10 protein-coding genes and 1 pseudogene are annotated in these 18,553 nt (G+C 48.6%); 4 read left to right on the forward strand and 7 right to left on the reverse strand.

Features of this window, described 5'->3' with window-relative positions:
- The first annotated feature begins 1 nt into the window (after position 1).
- Genes dptG through CLM71_RS02495 form a run of 4 tightly spaced genes read left to right on the forward strand, consistent with a single transcriptional unit; the run spans position 2 to position 8,095 of the window.
- The gene (gene dptG / locus CLM71_RS02485) at positions 2-1,324 is read left to right on the forward strand and encodes a DNA phosphorothioation-dependent restriction protein DptG (protein ID WP_105229598.1); all 1,323 of its coding nucleotides are present in this window, start codon (positions 2-4) and stop codon (positions 1,322-1,324) included.
- A complete protein-coding gene (dptH, locus tag CLM71_RS02490) occupies positions 1,305-6,392 on the forward strand; it encodes a DNA phosphorothioation-dependent restriction protein DptH (RefSeq protein WP_105229599.1) in 5,088 nt (1,695 codons plus the stop codon). The genes dptG and dptH overlap by 20 nt, the downstream gene beginning before the upstream one ends.
- Positions 6,385-6,927, forward strand: coding sequence for a hypothetical protein (locus CLM71_RS23830; protein ID WP_158684777.1), 543 nt, complete (start codon positions 6,385-6,387; stop codon positions 6,925-6,927). Before dptH ends, CLM71_RS23830 begins: the two co-directional genes overlap by 8 nt.
- 4 nt (positions 6,928-6,931) lie before the next feature.
- Complete coding sequence (locus CLM71_RS02495; protein WP_105229600.1) at positions 6,932-8,095, forward strand: DGQHR domain-containing protein; 1,164 nt, start codon at positions 6,932-6,934, stop codon at positions 8,093-8,095.
- A 70-nt stretch (positions 8,096-8,165) separates the two neighbouring features.
- Here CLM71_RS02495 and dndE read toward each other — a convergent pair whose 3' ends face one another.
- The 7 genes and pseudogenes from dndE to bglF all read right to left on the reverse strand — a co-directional run bounded on the left by dndE (position 8,166) and on the right by bglF (position 18,379).
- Positions 8,166-8,519, reverse strand: a complete 354-nt coding sequence (dndE, locus tag CLM71_RS02500) for a DNA sulfur modification protein DndE (protein WP_105229601.1) — start codon at positions 8,517-8,519, stop codon at positions 8,166-8,168.
- A complete protein-coding gene (gene dndD / locus CLM71_RS02505; protein ID WP_105233199.1) occupies positions 8,519-10,528 on the reverse strand; it encodes a DNA sulfur modification protein DndD in 2,010 nt (669 codons plus the stop codon). Before dndD ends, dndE begins: the two co-directional genes overlap by 1 nt.
- Entirely contained in the window at positions 10,518-12,152 is a 1,635-nt protein-coding gene (gene dndC / locus CLM71_RS02510) for a DNA phosphorothioation system sulfurtransferase DndC (RefSeq protein ID WP_105229602.1), read from the reverse strand. Before dndC ends, dndD begins: the two co-directional genes overlap by 11 nt.
- Complete coding sequence (gene dndB / locus CLM71_RS02515) at positions 12,149-13,234, reverse strand: DNA sulfur modification protein DndB (RefSeq protein WP_105229603.1); 1,086 nt, start codon at positions 13,232-13,234, stop codon at positions 12,149-12,151. The genes dndC and dndB overlap by 4 nt, the downstream gene beginning before the upstream one ends.
- Before the next feature lie 501 nt (positions 13,235-13,735).
- Positions 13,736-14,848: pseudogene (locus tag CLM71_RS02520) on the reverse strand (IS3 family transposase).
- 251 nt (positions 14,849-15,099) lie between these two features.
- Positions 15,100-16,497, reverse strand: coding sequence for a glycoside hydrolase family 1 protein (locus tag CLM71_RS02525; protein ID WP_105229604.1), 1,398 nt, complete (start codon positions 16,495-16,497; stop codon positions 15,100-15,102).
- Complete coding sequence (bglF, locus tag CLM71_RS02530; protein ID WP_105229605.1) at positions 16,490-18,379, reverse strand: PTS beta-glucoside transporter subunit IIABC; 1,890 nt, start codon at positions 18,377-18,379, stop codon at positions 16,490-16,492. Before bglF ends, CLM71_RS02525 begins: the two co-directional genes overlap by 8 nt.
- Positions 18,380-18,553 lie beyond the last annotated feature (174 nt).

An 18,553-nucleotide genomic window follows, 5' to 3' on the forward strand; every position in this document is an offset into this window, starting at 1 on the left:
AATGTATCCTATCTCAACCGCGTTAAAAGTTGGTAACAATCAAGTGGATAGTTACCTACCAGTTCGCAATAAAAACAATGATGTTAACTGGCAATTTGTCACCGGCCTAGTCCTTAGCTATGCTCTGAAGCGCAAAATAGAAGCCTACGATCCTGATCAATTCCGTGTAGATTGTAAAACATATATGCAGGAGCTGCTTGATGAGCCTGCATTCTGGTCCGTGTTGGAAAGAATGTATTTTTCCAGTCAGGATATTTTCCGTGTTTCCCCACTTTTTTTATTGTTTCACGCTCAGTTTGTGGGTGAAAAAATAAGTGCAGGCTCAACAGCAGATAAACGCCTTGGTACGTTGTTTGCCAATTTGATGGGCGATTTCAGTCTTAGTTATCCCATACGGGATAGACTGAACTTCATTGAGCAGAAAATGCTGAATAAGCTCAATGAAAAAATAAAGGTGTTAGGGAAAGGACCGTTTACCGAAGAGCAACCTTATCTTCCGTATATGGTAACGTGTTTTCAGTCCGATTTGGCGTTTCTGGCGGAACATCCACAGTACCTTTTACAGGAATTGACCAACACCCTGCGCTTGTATGCCTTTAGCTGGTGTGCACAATTGGCGCTCAATCTGGACAACTGGCAAGACGGTGAACCACAAAGCAAATCTCTGTTTTTTATTCTTGACAGTGAAAAAGCCAGCTCCGAGCGAGAAAAGGTGAAGCGTTATGGCTATAAGCTGTTCGCTAGCCAGAGCGAAAAACTTTTCCCGGTGCTCTCTGCGCTGGAGGTTTTACAATGGGGAAAAGGACAAAAAAAGCGTCCGTTATGGCAGATTTATCAAGACGCCCTGAATGATTCAGACTCATCTTTTCAGGTATTAAATGATCTTAACGATTATTTGCAGGAATTTATTATGGATCGCGGTCTTCTGATTCGTGACCGTGCAACAAACCTGGAAAGTGCATTCAAACAGCTATTATCCGTTGCCGTAGAGCAGTTTCAGGGTAAAAAAACTGACCGTGCGACGGTAAATCGTAAATACGTTAATGAATTGGAAAATCAGATTTGCACTGACTTCATTCAGGTGCGCGGCCGTGCGGGGAAAGTGTTAGTGCTGAATCAGGATCGTCTGCTGTTACTAACCAATCTCACCGTGGGCAAAAATGACAAACTCCGCCTGCATGAACTGCTGAGTGGTTTTGAACAGCGCGGTTTTTATCTGGATAACCAGTCGGCGCAAACGCTGGTGGCGTTTTATGAACGCATGGGAAATGTAGAACGAATGAGTGACAGTGGAGACGCCGTGTATGTCCGTAAAACAGTATGAAATCTATCTGGCGGAAACCTTTATTGAATGGGTTGGTGGTATCATCCAGCCGGGTGAGCGCTACCAATTTAAATCTCCCGATCCCGATAATGCTTTAAAACTCTGGGAAGCATTCGTCTCTCTGTCGGACGGTAATCAGCTGGAAATTTCGCCAGGGCAACATATTAATTTCCTCTCTTGCAATGGTATTCAGCTTATTCCGGTACTGCACGGTGTTGAGGCTCCAGCATTCACAGAAAACTATATTTCTCATCTGCGTGATAAAGTGGCTGGGCGCAGCGGCGTTTTCGCCCAAACGGCACTGTTGATTATTCATAACAGTATGCTCGATACCCTGATTAACAGCACGAAAGATGTGGCGGCCTCGGATGCTATCTGGTATCCACAAACCTTCAGTCGTCATCTGGAAAAACTCATTACCACCGACAGTAACCGTTCGGAATTATCCCGCTGTTTGCTCGATGATCAACTAGCGACGGTACTGGATGAGGGTGCTACCGTATTTGGTTTCTCGTCGCTGTATCGCTTGCTGGATGATGGCAATCTTGATTTCTCCGAGCTTCATCTATTTAAAGATGATGAACTACTGAACTATAGCCAGAAACAGTTACGCACCCGACTGAATGAAAATCGGAAATTATATCGCCAGATAGAAGACAGCGTTGAACGCTACGGTGGACAGCTGGAGAATGTACTGCCTGAGTTTAGTACAAAATTCATTCAGGAGCATTTTTACGATAAAGATGACTGGCGTGAGCTCGATTTCTCCGATTATAGGAAAGAGAAAGAACAGAATAGTGAACAAAAACTGGTGCTGGAGAACGTCTCCGTCGAAAACGGCGAGGTTTGGCAACGGGCGAAAAGCGCCAGTAAGGCAGGCAAACGTGATATCAGCCTGCTGGTGCAGGTGCAGCCAGGGCAATCAAAGGCTGAGCTAGAGTTCAGTTTCCAGGGTAATGATCTTCAGGATAACCAGATAAAGATTGCCCATAATCGCCAGTTAAAGAATGCACCTTTCTGGCGCACCAGCCGGGCGGGCGGCAAGACTTCCCGCATTATGGCGTCGGTGCCTTTTGACGGGCATCCCTGCTTCTTTAGTCTCGAACTGACCAACCGCAATAATTCAGCCGAAGAGTATAAATTTCGCCTGTTGTTGGTCGAGCAAGGGCAATTCTGGCTAAACGATATTCAGCACTGCTACCGCGTTGAGCCAGGTAAAGATCAAATAACCCTGCAACTGGAAGATAACACGCTGCGTATTGCCGAGTCTGGTAACCTGATCTGTACGTTGGATGACGAGAGCGAAGACATCGACTGCCAGCATTATGCTCTGGTGAATTTTGAGACGTTGGCAAATCAAAGTGACTTGGTTCAGTTTACGCTCGTTTCCGGTGATTCCCGTCTGTCGTTTAACATCGAGGGGCCGGGAGCCGAAGAGGGGCTAACGCTTCCACTACTTTTTGACCAGAGCCGTTTCAATAAGTTGTTCAAAGAAGAGGGCAATGCGACCTGGAACCGACTAAAAGGGCGTATCATTCTTGATAACACCGAGCACAAGGTCGTCGGTGTTCGTCAGCAGTTGTTGATGCTGGAAGCCTCATTAATTGAGCGCCGTCTGTTGGGGACTGGAAGTGACGATAGCGAGTTTGCGCTGGATGAGCTTCTTGCCAGTTACCCCGATCTCCATAACGCCTATGAGCAGTTATTTGTCTACTATCAGCGTCGTAACACCCTGCCGAGTCTGGTGTCGTGGTCAGCGGAATATCGTACGCTGGTTAGCTACATTGTTACTACGTTTGAACAGGCACTCCAGCAAATCGGCCTGAGCAGAGCGCTGACAGCGCAGGAGAAACGTCTTCTGCATCTGGGGATTTGCCGCAATGATAGCCATGAGCGCCTCTCTCCACTGCATCCGCTAGTGCTGGCCTACCATCTACAACTGGCAGAAACTATCGTTGCGGAGTCGGAACAGCACGATTCGGCTTCATTTGCCACACTACCGCCGATCACTCTTGATCGCTTGATGGTTTCCGGGTTAATGCCGTTTGTTTACCACAGTGAGCATGAATACGCACAACTACAGCCGGTGGAGGAAAACCGCTTCTGGATTGATGTGGTTCCCCAGCGGCAGGTCAGCCATGACTACGTTAAACGTCTGGTAAAAGACAAACTCAATGAGTTCACAGACGCTTACGCCAGGTTGTTCCAGAGCGCTGAAAACAGTGCGTTGATTATCAATGCCATCAATCAGGGGAACGCCAAAGAGCTGTTTCTGGGATTAGTAGAGTATTTTAAGCAGGAAAAAGAGCACGCTATTTCGGTGCATGTGAACTGCTATGATGAACGCCTGCTGCCCAATATGTTCGATCACTTTGCCGAAAGTGGCAGTTATGAACAGCTTAAAAACGATCTCGATCTGAATAGCGGTGTATGGCGGGCGGAAGCTGATATGCTGATTGATTTGCTCCGCAGCCGGTTAACGTTCAGCAAATTTGTTCTGCCGTCAGAAAGCGACAAGCTGGCCTATGCACATCTGGCATTTTTCACCAATACAGCACCTGTAGATTGCCGCCAGATCCGCATTGAAGATGCGTCCAGCGGGGTATTGTGTCATGGATTAATAGCTGGGGAAGGTGCCGAAACGCAGGGGGATGCTTACTTTACCGCGTTTGGACTGCGTGATGTGGATACTGAGTCCTACTGCGCCCTGCGTCTTGCCCGACTAATCGGCTGCCTGTGGCAACCCGCACGTCAAAGCAACAGCCAGTATCATGGGCAAGGGATTGGCCTAGCTGTAAGCGGCAATTTTAAACAGCTACTCAATTACTCCTACAATAGTGCGCTCTGGACCACCATTATCGATCCCAAAGTCACCCTCGACTTTTTCACCAGCCAGAAAGATGTGGTGCTTATCCACTATTCTGACCAGTACACTAGTTGTGCAGGCTATGATGCCGTCACGGTCACGAAGCAGGTTGATTTGTTCCTGCGCCTGCTCCAGACCGGAAGCCAGTCAGGGCAATCAGCTATGGACAGTCAGCATCTGTTGGCTGAATTTAACGCCTTTAACGGCGAATGGCTTTTGAAAATGCTGCGCTCCAGTGAAAAGGAACGTAAAGAGAAGCACGGCATTATTGGCGCGTATAAATTTGTACAATCCATGCTGCATCAGTCCGATATTTGCTGGATTCCGCTATCGGTGGCCGAAATGATCCGCGTGTCTGGCAACGTCGGGCTGAAAATGAAAGAGAGCGATTTATCGAGAAAGTTACAAGGGTATCGTAAAGGTGCGATCTCTGATGATGTGCTCTTTGTTGGATTCAAAGAAAACCGCCTCTATCTGTTACCGCTGGAAGTTAAAACCGGGGCACGACCGGACTACAGCTATGCAGGCAAGCAGGCTCATGAACTGAAACGTTATTTACAGCAGGATATTCTAGAACCACAAACGCTGGCATCACAGCTGTACCGGGCGCTCTTTATACGTCAGGTGTTGATGCAAGTGGAGAAACTGCGTCTGTACGGTGTGCTGGACAGCAACAAACTGGCTCCCTTGCTGGATCGACGTGAATGGTGGTTGACGGGCGACTATCAGTTAGGTGAGTTGGCCGACTATGCTGACGGCTTCGTCGTGGCGCATGTGGACAGCGCAGCCTGCTTCGACCTCTCTTATAAAGAGACAGCGGAGAATATCTTACAGATCGAAATCCCTTATTCACTGCTGCCTTCGCTGATTGCCGCACAGGGGGATGAACTATCTCTTGCCGAACGTTACCGGGTGCCGGAAAAATACCGGCTTAAGCCTGAGTGTGATGCCAGTCCTTCACAACCCGAGGTCGTGGTAGAAGTCACAACGCCGACTGCTGCACAGCCCATTTCGGAACCGGAGTCTTTACTGCCTGCTGTACCGGTGGTGACACCTGATATTAGCGATACTCCATTACAGATCCTGTTTGGTCATGATGCTGTGCGTCAGAGCCCGTTACATTGGGAACCAACCAACACCGCGAAGTTCATGAATACCAATACCGGCATTATTGGAACGATGGGCACCGGTAAAACTCAGTTTACTAAATCGCTGGTCACACAGTTGATTCGTAATCAGTCCTGTAACGTTGATGGTAAACCTATTGGTTTGCTGATCTTCGACTACAAATCAGACTATGTGGACGAGGCTTTTCTTGATGCCACGGGGGCGAAAAAGTACAAGTTATTTAAGCTGCCTTACAACCCCTTATCTCTGTTTGGCGACACGCCAATGCTACCAATCCACACTGCTGGTGGACTATCGGAAACGATGGCGAAAGCCTATGGGCTGGGCCATAAACAGCAGCTCAAATTAGAAAATCTAATTTTAGACTGCTACGAAGCGGCAGGTATTTCTCCAGAAGATCCGACAACATGGTCAAGAACTGCGCCGACGATTGAAGATGTATGGCAGCGCTTCCTCGATCAGGAGAAGGTTGAAGAGGATTCGCTTTACGCAGCACTTTCTAAACTGGCGCGTTACAAGATATTCGAGACTATCCCGGAGAAGATGACCAGCTTGTACGAATTGATTGACGGCGTCACCGTGATCGAACTGGCTGGTTACCCGCCAGAAGTGCAAAACCTGGTAGTCGCGCTCACGCTGGATCTGTTTTACGCTCAGATGCAAAAGCGCGGTAAACCGGTGGTGCGGGGGGATTATCGTCAGCTCACCAAAATGATTCTGGTGGACGAAGCCGATAACTTTATGCGTCAGGATTTTTCCAGCCTGCGTAAGATCCTTAAAGAAGGCCGTGAATATGGCGTTGGTGCGATCCTGTCAACGCAGGAAATTACCCACTTTAAGACAGGGGATAACAACTACGCTTCCTATATTCTGACTTGGGTTATTCATCGGGTGTCAGAGATTAGGAATGCAGATATCAAGGCGGTGTTTAACGTTGACGATAAAGGTGAGCAGGAATCTTTGATGGGGCAGATTCGGCAGCTTGAGAAGCATTTTAGCCTGTATGTTGATGGGGATAAAAAGGTGAGAAAAATGCGCGATAAAGCATTTTGGGAGTTGAGTGGAAATGAGTGATTCAACACCTCAAAATATCTGCACGCTTTTTAGCGAGCTTTGGCGTAGACTGAAATTGGTATTCAGTAATCATTACTTTTTGGGGTTTTTTATATTAATTGTGGTGATTATAGGTAGTATAAGTATTTGGTTTACTGCTGTCTTTAACAATTCACCAGGAAGACTTGACCGATTGATAGTAAACATGAATACGCTTAATTTTCTCGCGTTTTCTGCTCCGCTATTAGCTACTACTATTTTTGAAAAGGCAGTCAATATTATTATAAATCGTAATGAAGTCGATGCTAGTAATATTGCAGTTCTTCTTTGGTTGCTATTTGGTACAGTGTTTACAATTTCAGCCATTATCGTACTGTATAGTATTGGTTCCGGTAATGGAAGTTATTTTTCATGGTATTCATTATTCGCATGGATTATATCTTTAATGTATTGGGCTGTTGCTAACATCGAGAACCCTAGTTACTCAATGAATGTTGATTCAAAGTCTGCATCTGGTGGTGCTGAAGTTGGTTCAGCTAGTTCTTTGAATAGGTGATAAAATGCCATTTTATGAAGGTCAAACAATAAAAGTCAAACAGCCTTTTGGCGACTTTTATATAATTTCGATTCCGGCTAAATTATTAGTTCAAGTTTGTTATTCTTTTGCGGCTAGATATGGTGACGATGTCTTATCGGGAGTGCAACGAGGAATTAATGAAAATAGAGTTAAAGCGATAGCACAATTCTGTGCGACAAGTGATGCAATGTTTCCAACGTCAGTAATTTTATCGGTCAACCTTGATGAGAATGGAGAATCACCATTACATCCTTGGTATATTAATGATGATTCTAAATTAGTTATCCCAACTTCAGATGAGATTGCATCTATTGTAGATGGTCAGCATAGAGTTGAAGGACTTAAAAAAGCATTAGAAAAAAATGAATTATCTGCTGACTTTGATATTGTTTGTGCCATTTACTTCGAATTACCAGCACCGAAACAAGCTGAAGTATTTGCAACAATTAATTTTAATCAACAGAAAGTTGATAAAAGTTTAGCTTATCAGTTGTTTGGCTACGATTTGGATTCTGTTGAAAGCAAGTATTGGTCCCCTGATACACTCGCTATTTATTTAACTAGGTTGCTAGACAAAGAAGATGATTCCCCATTTAAAGGGCATGTCGATTTTGGAATGAAAAAAATGGACCTAGCCATTCAATATGAAGGGGGGGAAGATTCTTTTGATAAATGGTATGTATCTACATCAACTATGGTGCAGGGTATTTCATCGTTGATAACTACTAATCCGTCTAAGGATAGATATTTTTTGCATAAAAAAAGAATAATAAGAAGAAGTCGTGAAGTTCTGAGTGATATAGAAATGAAAATAACTCCACCATTAAGGGGGTATTATATTGAAAATAAAGATGGTCAAGTTTATGATTTAGTAAAAGATTATTTCACTTGCTGTGATGAAATGTTTTGGAGACGAAGTGATATTTCTTTTATGAGAAAAACAATAGGTATTCAAGCATTGTTTGATTTTTTGAAATATGTTCTTAATTATATTAATAAACATGGCCAAAAAATTTCATCTGAACAGGTTGAATTATATTTGAAAAGAATAGATCCTGATAAGCTAATTGGTTTTAATATTAACTACTCAGGGGTGGGGCGTACCCAAATTAGAGACTTTTTAAAATCTGAATGCGGTATTAATTAAACTTGTCAAGAGAGATATGTAATAAGAGCCACTCTTCTAATTTAATTAGAAGAGTGGCTCTTTGCCTCAACTAAACGCCATTAGAGAAATCTTTTAAATTACGATAATTCCTTAGCGCTGCAATTCCATCTTCGACATGCGCAGCCCATGCCTTAATCATCGCCTTCTGCTCCAATTGTGGATAAAGCATCTTTAACACCAGTTCTGTAGCTTGCAGTGTTTCCCCAAGCCACGTAATTTTATCCAGCACTAGCGAGCCATCCAGCTTCTTACTATCCCGTTCAGGCGAATAGCGAAACTCACTCTCCACCGAGCGGAAAAATGCCAGCCGAGCCGCGACATTTGGCGTAATCCCAGTATATCCTTTTAACTTCTTGAGCTGGTCTTCAGTCTGACGACTAAGCACCATTCGATTCGGGAGCATCAGACAGCCTCCTTAGTTAGTTCCCAGAAATAACCGGGTTTCAGCGCAGATGATTTGGTATGCGCGTTAAACACAATCTCATAAGCATGAGAAATATCATCACGCAGTCGATCGACGAAATAACGCTCGTCCACTTCAGTATCGGTGGATAGCAGCACAACCTGATGGCTGGCCTCCGGGAAATAATGATTAATCAACTTATCCCGGTGCTGAGAGTCCAGACGCCCTAACGGTGTATCAATAATCACCGGGAAATCACGCCCAGAGGTTTTTGCCAGCGCCTCAAGAATGGCAATCGCATAAATCTGTTTTTCACCCGCAGAAAGCAGCTTACGATTAATCACCGACCCCTTTTCATCCACCAGTTCAACATCAAATGTCTGTGGATTTATGTGCGCATTAAGCTGTAAATCCTCTTTACGGGCCAGCTTGTGGTAGGCAATTTCAAAGTTAGCAGATAACTTTTTCACTCGCGCCTGCGTTAGTACATTGCTGTAATAATCGAGCAGGTTAATGGTCTCTTGTGCATTTTTAAATGCGCTGCTCAAACCATGCTGGCTACGGGTGATGTCATGTGCTTTCTGTACCTGACGAACACAGTCCAGTTGCTGCTGTTTCGTCCGTTTAGCCTCTTCCAGTAGAGAGCGGTATTTTTGCCGCTGTTTTTCACGCTTATGATCGAGATCGCGTAATGCTGCAAAGATATCCATTAACTGCTCGTCTTCCGGGGCGCGAGCAATATTGGCAGCGGCCTGCTCCAGTTGTTGTTCAATATCCGCTAATTGATGGCGGTACATATCAAAACGCTGCCATGCTTTTTTGCTGTCCTGCTCAATGGATTGCTGGAGCATACCGGCTTCACGTTCAGAAATATCAAACAGCAAATCACCTTTTGGTTTGGCTGCCATATATGCGTCCAAATTATTGGTAATCGCTTCGGTAGCAATGGCTCTGGTACTACTCTCACTGCTGGAACGGAACGCGATATCATTTTTGAGTTGAGTTAAAAATTGATTTAACTCTGTCTCAAAAATTTTCGCCTGCTTGATCTGCGCTTCATTGGCAATTTTTTCCAGCAACCGCGACAACGTATTAGGCGCTAATGCATAGGGCAACGATCCATCGCATTCCTGTCGTAACGCTTTTTCCAGACGCTCTTTTTCTTTTAACAGCGTTTCAACTTTCTGTTTTTCCTGTGCTTTGGTCTGGGCAAATGCGCCGCCCTGCGCATTTAACAATCCCTCATGGCGAATAATGTCCTGGGATAAAAATTCGATCCGCGAGTTGACGAAATCGGCCTCTTCCAGCAATTTCTCTGCCTGACCGGCAAGCGTTTTAATCTTTGTCTCAAGCGCTTCGACCTGCTGTTGCTGGGAGCCACCTAACTGCGCGGTTTGCTGGCGTTTGACAAAAATCATCAGGTCATTTTGCAGTCTGGCAATCAGATCCAGTCCCAACAAACGACGCACCGCTGTACGCAGAATATTGCCGGATTCATCTTCCGCCAACTCTGCAATCTTCTCTCCATCAAAAAAGAAAAGATCGGCAACACCGTGAGGAATTAATTCATTCAAAAACCCCTGGCACTGGTCATAACTGAGTTCACTACGCGGTTGTCCATCCTGCTGCAAAGAGAGACGATCTTTCTTTCCTTTCTTCCAGCTACGCGTGACGGTGAATTCAGTCTCATGACCGTTTTGGTTGTAGGTAAAGGTCAGTTCTACTGCGGCTTCATCCGGACGCTCTGCTGTATACGTCCCGTTGTGCACCAGTGCTCCGAGTTGTTCAACATACTCCTGCTGCTGCATTGCCGAGCCAAACGCTAAACGCCCATACAGTGCCAGTCGAATTGCCGACAAAATAGATGTTTTCCCTGCACCATTTAAACCACCAAATAGCACAATCGGGCGAGGGTTTACTTCATGCGGGCGCTTTCTGGGAGCCAGATCGATGGTGTGTGTGCCGCAAAATACGCGAAAATTATGTAATACTAGTTGCTTAATGAGCACGTTCATTTTCCTCATCGATAAGCACAGACGATTCGCCCGCATCGATAATTCTGCGCTGTAATGTCTGGAGTTCAGCTTCTAGCTTATCCACCTCTTCCTGATGAATATCCCGATCGTTGCGTTTTTGCAGCGTTGCCTGTTGCTGCTGGATCTCTTCTAGGCTGCCCCAGTCCTGCTTCAAAATTGTGCCGAGCTTGTCAAAAATCCCCTGACGACGACTTAACCCTTCCATTGAGGTTTCCAGCTCAATCAGTTTCATTACCATTTCAGGTACTACGTCAAACCCTTGCGTTATCTGTACCAGCAAATCAGCATCGCTGGCATCAAAGCGAGACTGATCGTCAACCACCCAATTCAGATCCTGCTGATATACCTCGCGGTAAATCCCCGGCAATGTATCGTACCAGTCTGGCTCGTTAGGGTCTTTCAACCACTCCTGGCGGATAGCGTGCAGCTCCGGCTGGGTAATTAACGTAATCGTGTGGCCTTGGGCGTTTAAATCACGCTCAATTTCCAGTAAGTCTTTTAACCACTGCTGGCGGTATTTGAGCCAGTAGGGGCCAGGAACATGCTTACGCTCTGCACTGCGATCTTCGCCGTCTTTAGCGTACTGATAGCTCACCTTACCGGTCCGGCGTTTATAGTTGCGATAGGTGTCTTTATTCGCCGGATCGGTGGTAAACGCCAGCAGATCACGATATTTCAGCAATGGCGACATCCATTCTTCGCCATTTTTGATCAGACTTTCCATCGCTTTATCTTTGGTGACTACGGTACAGGTCCAGCAGCCAAAACGAGAGTTCCCGCAAGAGGGGGTACTTTCGTCGATCACCAGGGGACACTCACCCTGTGCGGAAGAGTCCATATACAGCGTCCACAGAGGACGATTGTTTCCACCCCATGGGCTTTCCCATTCGTCGATATCTTCAGGAGCATAGCGGAACGCGCCGCGCAGCAGTTTCCAGACATCTTCTACATCCCAGGTATCAATAGGGGTATAGATAAACGCATTTGCCAGAGTGGTATGCCGGGCTAGGCGTGAGCCATCAATTTTGTGCTTTGCGATTACCTGAGCACGGGAGGCACTCTCGCTGCTACGTGAGCCGAGGACAACAATCACCTCATCAAATTGGCTGACTTTATCTTTAATAAAGTCACTGACCGGGTTGATCTTCATACGCTCGGTACACCAGCGAAAACTACGGGTTGGGGCCGGATAACCTTTCCCCAGTAAATTGACCCAGAAGGTTTCATTAGTCTTAGGCGTTACCGCATGTTGAGTGATTGGCAGACCGTTACGCTTTGCGCCTGCCTCAATCTGCAACATCGTTTTCTTAATCAAATCCACAACTACTGGCGTTTCCACTAGCGTATCGGATGACACCAAAAAAACATCTTTGCTGCGCATTTCCGGAGGCAGACCGAGCAATGCCAAATACACCAATGTGATTACGGCGGAAGAGTCTTTCCCTCCACTGTAGCCAATGACCCACGGACGCTTGTCCGCACAATAAATTCTTTGTACTTCGGCAACATATTCGGCCAGAGGGCGTCCGGCAAACTGCTCCTGATTAATAAAATCTTCATATTCGGCCAGATCAAAGGCCTGGACTAGTTTACTCATAAGACAACCATTTGAGCTTCAAGCTCTTGTTCTTCAAGGGTGAGGGGAAGCGACAATGCATTTTTTAGAGCATTATAAGTCAGTTGAATAGCTATACTGGTTTTACTCAGTTTTCCGTGTTGCATAGCTCGCTTAATCAGGTCGGGATTACTTTTACGCCAGTCAAAGGTTTTGAGTTCAATGATTTTTTGTTGCCATTGCTCAGGATACGTTGTCAACAAGCTACGTCCCAGCAACCCTAATGCTTGGAGACCAATACCGTGCGCATGTACGTAATCTTGACGCAACTGTGCTGGGGAGACCTCTTTGCGGGCTGCGAGTTGCCAGTCTGGCATAACTTGAAAAATAGCTTGCCAGTATGTTGTTGCAATATTTGTGCTTTCTTCGAAATCTTCTTCTTTTGGGTCTTTGCCTAGAAGCGCACGGGTAGACTGTTTGATACTACTTAAGGTGAATAATTTGTTGGATAACGTACTAATGCTAGATTTCTCTAACTCTGTTAGCCCCACAAACGGTTCTACAGACATTGCTAGGTATCGAGCTAGGTTTGAGCTAACATCGCGATGGTCGTATAGTGCTGAAAGAGAAGGACTAGGGCGAATTGCATACTTATTCAAATCAGCAAACATTTGCTGACTACGTTTGAGACCTTCATCGACAAAGAACAATACAGGGATGTTATCCTGGCCAAGCTCCGGCTTTTGTTCTAAGGCATCCTCAATAGCCTTACGGCGATGTTGGCCATCATTGATTAGTATTTGTGCTTCCATCGGTACACGTAACATACCGAGGTTGTTTGAGCCGGAAAATTCGTCAAACTGTACATCAATAGCTATTGATGCCGTCAAGGCAGAAAATATGTAATCTTTTGGATTTTCAAGTAAATACCTAGCCATTTCAGGGATTCTTGACTTGTTTAGGCTCCTTTGTGCCCTGAGCTCAGGCGGCACTTCGTTTTCATCAAAGCTGAAAATTTTAGGGATGACGCGCATTGGGCACATCGCGACATAAAAGGGTTTTCCCGCTTGAATGCCACGTATTGCGGGGAATGAGTAGCAGTAATCTACATCAATATTAGCCATTGCGGTAACCTTCCTTCTAAACTATCCATGTAAAATCATTTACGTCATATTTTACGTAATTAAAATTCAATTTTCACGTAAAAAATGTTGTTGTGCGAAGTTTTTTGAGAAAACAACCTGAAAGAGAGCATGGTTTAACCATGTGGTGTGATACTGATTCCAAATTCTAGATCACACTTTGACCTTTTAATTTTTGTGGGTTTTGGCTTGGTTGTTATCATTATGTGTGAATATATTTATTCAATATGAGAATCACTCCATTTATTTTAAAAGCCACAGAGTAAAAGTAACTAATTAATTACCTTTAGTTTATTCAAACCATTTACCCGATATATCTTAGACCCCACCGATTGACGGTTCAGCTGAGAAAGTGCTCTTATCTCATCCGGTTCAGGATGGCAGGATTTTCATATGGAAAATGGACAGGGTAAGTCATGAACAAATGGATATTATCAGGAGTAATACTCCTGCTGACGGGGTGCCCCTGTAAATAGACCCACTTTAGTTCCATGCACTTTTTGAGATCTCGGCCTGGTAATGCTGTTGGCGATACTCCTCCGGTGTCATATTATTCAGCGATTCATGCGGACGTTCACAGTTATATTCTGACAACCATTTCTCCGTGAGCTCACGCACTTCATTCAGTGTTCGGAACAGATAAAAATCGAGTACTTCTGTACGGTATGTCCGATTAAAACGTTCAATAAAAGCATTCTGTGTTGGTTTCCCCGGCTTGATAAATTCCAGCTTTACTGCATGCTTTTCTGCCCATTCAGCCAGTGTCAGAGAGATAAATTCCGGGCCATTATCCATGCGAAGCATTATCGGATAGCCACGGTTTGCCGCTATCCTGTCGAGAACACGAACCACTCGCTGGGCGGGTAGATTCAGGTCTATTTCAATCGTCAGTGCCTCTCGATTAAAGTCATCGACGACATTGAACGTGCGAAAACGACGACCGCAGATCAGGGCGTCATGCATGAAGTCAACAGACCAGCTCTGGTTCAACGCTTCAGGCGTAGCGAGCGGTGATGGATTACGTACCGGCAGACGCTGCTTGCCTTTGCGACGAAAATTCAGCTTCAGCAGACAGTAAATACGGTGGACCCTTTTGTGATTCCACGGATATCCCTGCCGTCGCAGAACCTGAAACAACTTTGGAAAACCATAGCGTGGATACCGTTCGGCGGCAGCCAGTAAGGCGGAAATAACAGGCTCGTCACGCGTAGTATTCGGGCGGTAATGGTAAACCGTTTCTGCTCAGGTTTAGGCTCCGGCAGGCCTGACGGATACTCAGTCCAAACGTCGTTATCAGATGTGTGACCAGCTCACGCTTAAAGGCTGGTTTCAAAGCTTTTTTTCGATAACGTCTTTCAATGCCCGGTTCTCAAGGCTGATGTCGGCAAACATCTGCTTGAGACGTCGGTTCTCGTCCTCAAGATCTTTTATTTTTTTAATATCAGAAGCTTCCATGCCACCGTATTTAGACTTCCAATTGTAGTAAGTCGCTTCAGAGATACCTGCCTCGCGGCAAACATCCTTAACAGTTCGTCCGGCTTCAACGGACTTAATCACGGCGATGATCTGATGCTCAGTAAAACGGGCTTTACGCATAGCGATCTCCTTCGTTGACAGAGTGAGTATGCCGGAAGATCTCTAAATGTGAATGGTTCGATTATGCGGGGTACTTACAGCTTTAGCACGTGGAGCAATATGTTTGTCGTGGGCGAGTTCTTTTATGCAGCGGTCTTAAATCAGCCGGCGTCGCATGTGATTATCGCCGGGTTTTCTGTGTCTTCTGACAGCACACTGCTCTGACAGGCCGAGTCAGGCGCAGCCCGCAGGCTGCGCTTATCATGATGACGTTAGCCCTTCAGCGTTCCGCCGTGGGTTTTAATCACCTGCTGATACCACCAGAAGCTGTCCTTGCGGCTGCGGTTCAGCGTGCCGGAACCGTCCTGGTTCAGGTCGACGTGGATAAAGCCATAGCGCTTGCCGACCTCCGCCTTGGAGGCGCTGATCAAATCTATCGGCCCCCATGAGGTATAGCCCATCAGCTCCACGCCGTCGTCGATCGCCTCGCGCACCTGCACCAGATGGTCGTTCAGGTAGCTGATGCGGTAGTCATCGTGAATCTGGCCGTCGGCGTCCGGCTGGTCATTGGCGCCCAGGCCGTTCTCCACGATAAACAGCGGCTTCTGGTAGCGATCCCACAGCGTATTAAGCAGCGTACGCAGGCCGAGCGGGTCAATCTGCCAGCCCCACTCCGAGCTGGCCAGATGCGGGTTGGGCACCATATCCAGAATATTGCCGCGCAGCTTCTCCACCAGCGCCGGGTCGGCGGTGACGCAGCCGGTCATATAATAGCTGAAGGAGATAAAGTCGACGGTGTGGCGCAGCGCCGCCAGGTCTTCCGGCAGAATCTGCAGGCTGATGTCATGCTCGCGGAAGTAACGCTGCATATAGCCGGGATAGGCGCCGCGGCACTGCACATCGCCAAAGAACTGCCAGCTGCGGTTGTCCTGCAGCGTGGCGAACACGTCCTCCGGCTTACTGGAGAGCGGATAGGTCAGGCCGCCCAACAGCATATTGCCGATGCGCGCGTCCGGGATCAGTTCGTGGCAGGCCTTCACCGCCAGGCCGCTGGCCACCAGCTGGTGGTGTATTGCCTGATACACCGCCGTGCGGCTGCTGCCCTCCGGCAGGCCGACGCCGGTCATCGGCGCGTGCAGCGACATATTAATCTCATTAAAGGTCAGCCACAGTTTTACCTTGTCGCGGTAGCGGTTGAACACCGTGCGGGCGTAACGCTCAAAGAAGGCGATGACTTTACGGTTGCCCCAGCCGCCGTAGTTCTCCACCAGCGCCCAGGGCATCTCGTAGTGCGACAGCGTCACCAGCGGCTGAATATTGTGGCGCGCCAGCTCATCGAACAGCCTGTCGTACCAGGCCAGCCCGGCTTCGTTCGGCTCCTGCTCGTCGCCCTGCGGGAAAATACGCGTCCAGGCGATGGACACCCGCAGGCAGCTGAAGCCCATCTCGGCGAACAGGGCGATATCCTCCGGGTAGCGGTGATAAAAGTCGATGGCGACGTCTTTAATGCTGAAGTCGCCGGGCGTGCGCTCACGCACCTGGCCGAACACGCCGTCCGGCATCACGTCCGAGGTCGACAGCCCTTTGCCGTCCGTCAGATAGGCGCCTTCAACCTGGTTGGCCGCCAGCGCGCCGCCCCATAAAAAACCGTCCGGGAATGTCTTATTCATGGTTATCTCCTTTGTTGTTGCGCTTAACCTGCAGGAACGACGCGCCTGCATGCACATCAGGGGTGGGATAGATGCTCTCCACGCCGGCGTAATCCTCGCTGTTGCTGATAATCACCGGGGTGCTGAGGTCGTAGCCGGCGCGCAGAATCGCCTCGCGATCGAACTCCACCAGCAGGTCGCCGGGGGCGATTTTGTCGCCCTCTTTGATATGGGCGGTAAAGTGCTCACCGTTCAGTTTTACCGTGTCGATGCCGACGTGGATCAGCACCTCGATGCCGCTGTCGCTCAGCAGGCCGAGGGCGTGCCTGGTGGAAAACAGCGACGCTACCTCGCCGTGAAACGGCGCCACGACTCGTCCTTCGGCGGGAATGATCGCCGCACCCTGGCCCATCAGGCCGCTGGCGAAGGTCGGGTCCGGCACCGCATCCAGCGCGACGGCCACGCCGGTCAGCGGCGCCAGAATATCGTCGTCGCCGGCGGCGGCCGGCGCTGTAGCGGCGTCTTCAGCCGTTGCCGGCTGTTTCGGCAGCCCGGCGATCAGAGTCAGCAGCGCGGCCAGCACCAACGCCACCACGACGCCGATAATTGCGCCCCATACCGTGGTGTCGAAGCCGCTGGCGGGGATGACCTGCGCCAGCGTAAAAATGCTGGCCAGACCAAAGGAATAAACTTTGCTTTGGGCAAGGGCGATAATTGCGCCGCCAACCGCGCCGCCGACGCAGCCGAAAATAAACGGGCGGCGGTTGGGCAGCGTGACGCCGTACACCACGGGTTCGGTAATGCCGAACACGCCGGCGACGGCGCCGGAGCCGGCCAGCGTTTTCAGGCGTGGGTCACGGGTCTTCAGGAACACGCCGATCGCGGCGCCCACCTGGCCAAATACCGCCGGCAGCAGCAGCGGGATCATCGAGTCATGGCCCAGCACCGCCATGTTGTTCATCATCAGCGGCACCAGCCCCCAGTGCAGGCCGAAGATCACGCAAACCTGCCACAGCGCGCCGAGAATGCCGCCCGCCAGCCACGGCGCGAATTGATAAACTACCTGGAAACCGGCGGCCAGCAGTTCGCCCAGCCCGGTCGCCAACGGCCCGATGAGCAGAAAAGTCAGCGGTACGGTGACCAGCAGGCAAAGCAGCGGCGTGAAGAAGTTTTTCACCGCTGACGGCATTACTTTATTGCTCTGACGCTCCAGCCAGCAGCAGAACCAGGCGGAGGCGATAATCGGGATCACCGAGGAGACGTAATTAATCAGCACCACGGGGATACCGAAAAAGGTGATGGTTTCGCCCGCGCTGCTGGCCTGGAACGCCTCCAGCATCAGCGGGTGCACCAGCGCGCCGCCGATCACCATGGTCAGGAACGGGTTGCCGCCGAATTTTTTACCGGCGGTGTAGCCCAGCACGATCGGCAGGAAGTAGAACAGCGCGTCGCTGGCGGCAAACAGCATGCGGTAAGCGCCGCTGCTCTCGCTCAGCAAGCCGCCGACCAGGCTGAGGGCAAGAAAGCCTTTTAAGATACCCGACGCCGCCATCACGCCGAGGAACGGGGTGAAAATGCCGGAAACCACATCGATAAAGCGCGCCAGCAGGCTGGATTTCTCCCCCTGCTGCGGCGCGGCTGCCGGCGACTCGTCGTTCAGCCCCGCGGCGCGGCAGACCGCCTGATACACCTCATGCACATGGTTGCCGATCACCACCTGAAACTGCCCGCCGCTTTCGACCACCATAATCACGCCGGGGTTGTTCTTCAGCCCGGCGGCGTCCGCCTGCGCCGGGTCGTTGAGTTTAAAGCGCAGCCGGGTCGCGCAGTGCACCAGGCTGATGATGTTTTCCCGCCCGCCGACACCTTGCAGAATGTCGCCGGCCAACTCCTGATATTTCATAGTTATTCCTGTTACTTGGCCCTGGGCGTAGCGTCCGGGCATTTCCGTGGTGAGTGCTGGCTGAGGCTGAATAAAATGCAAAAAAAAACCTAAGAGACCTGCGCGCAATCAATATTGGCGACAGGTCTCTTAGGTTTTGCCTGAATCAGTAACAATCCCAGAATGATAAGAAAA

This window comes from Serratia sp. MYb239, from assembly GCF_002966855.1.
GTDB classification, from domain to species: domain Bacteria; phylum Pseudomonadota; class Gammaproteobacteria; order Enterobacterales; family Enterobacteriaceae; genus Serratia_B; species Serratia_B rhizosphaerae.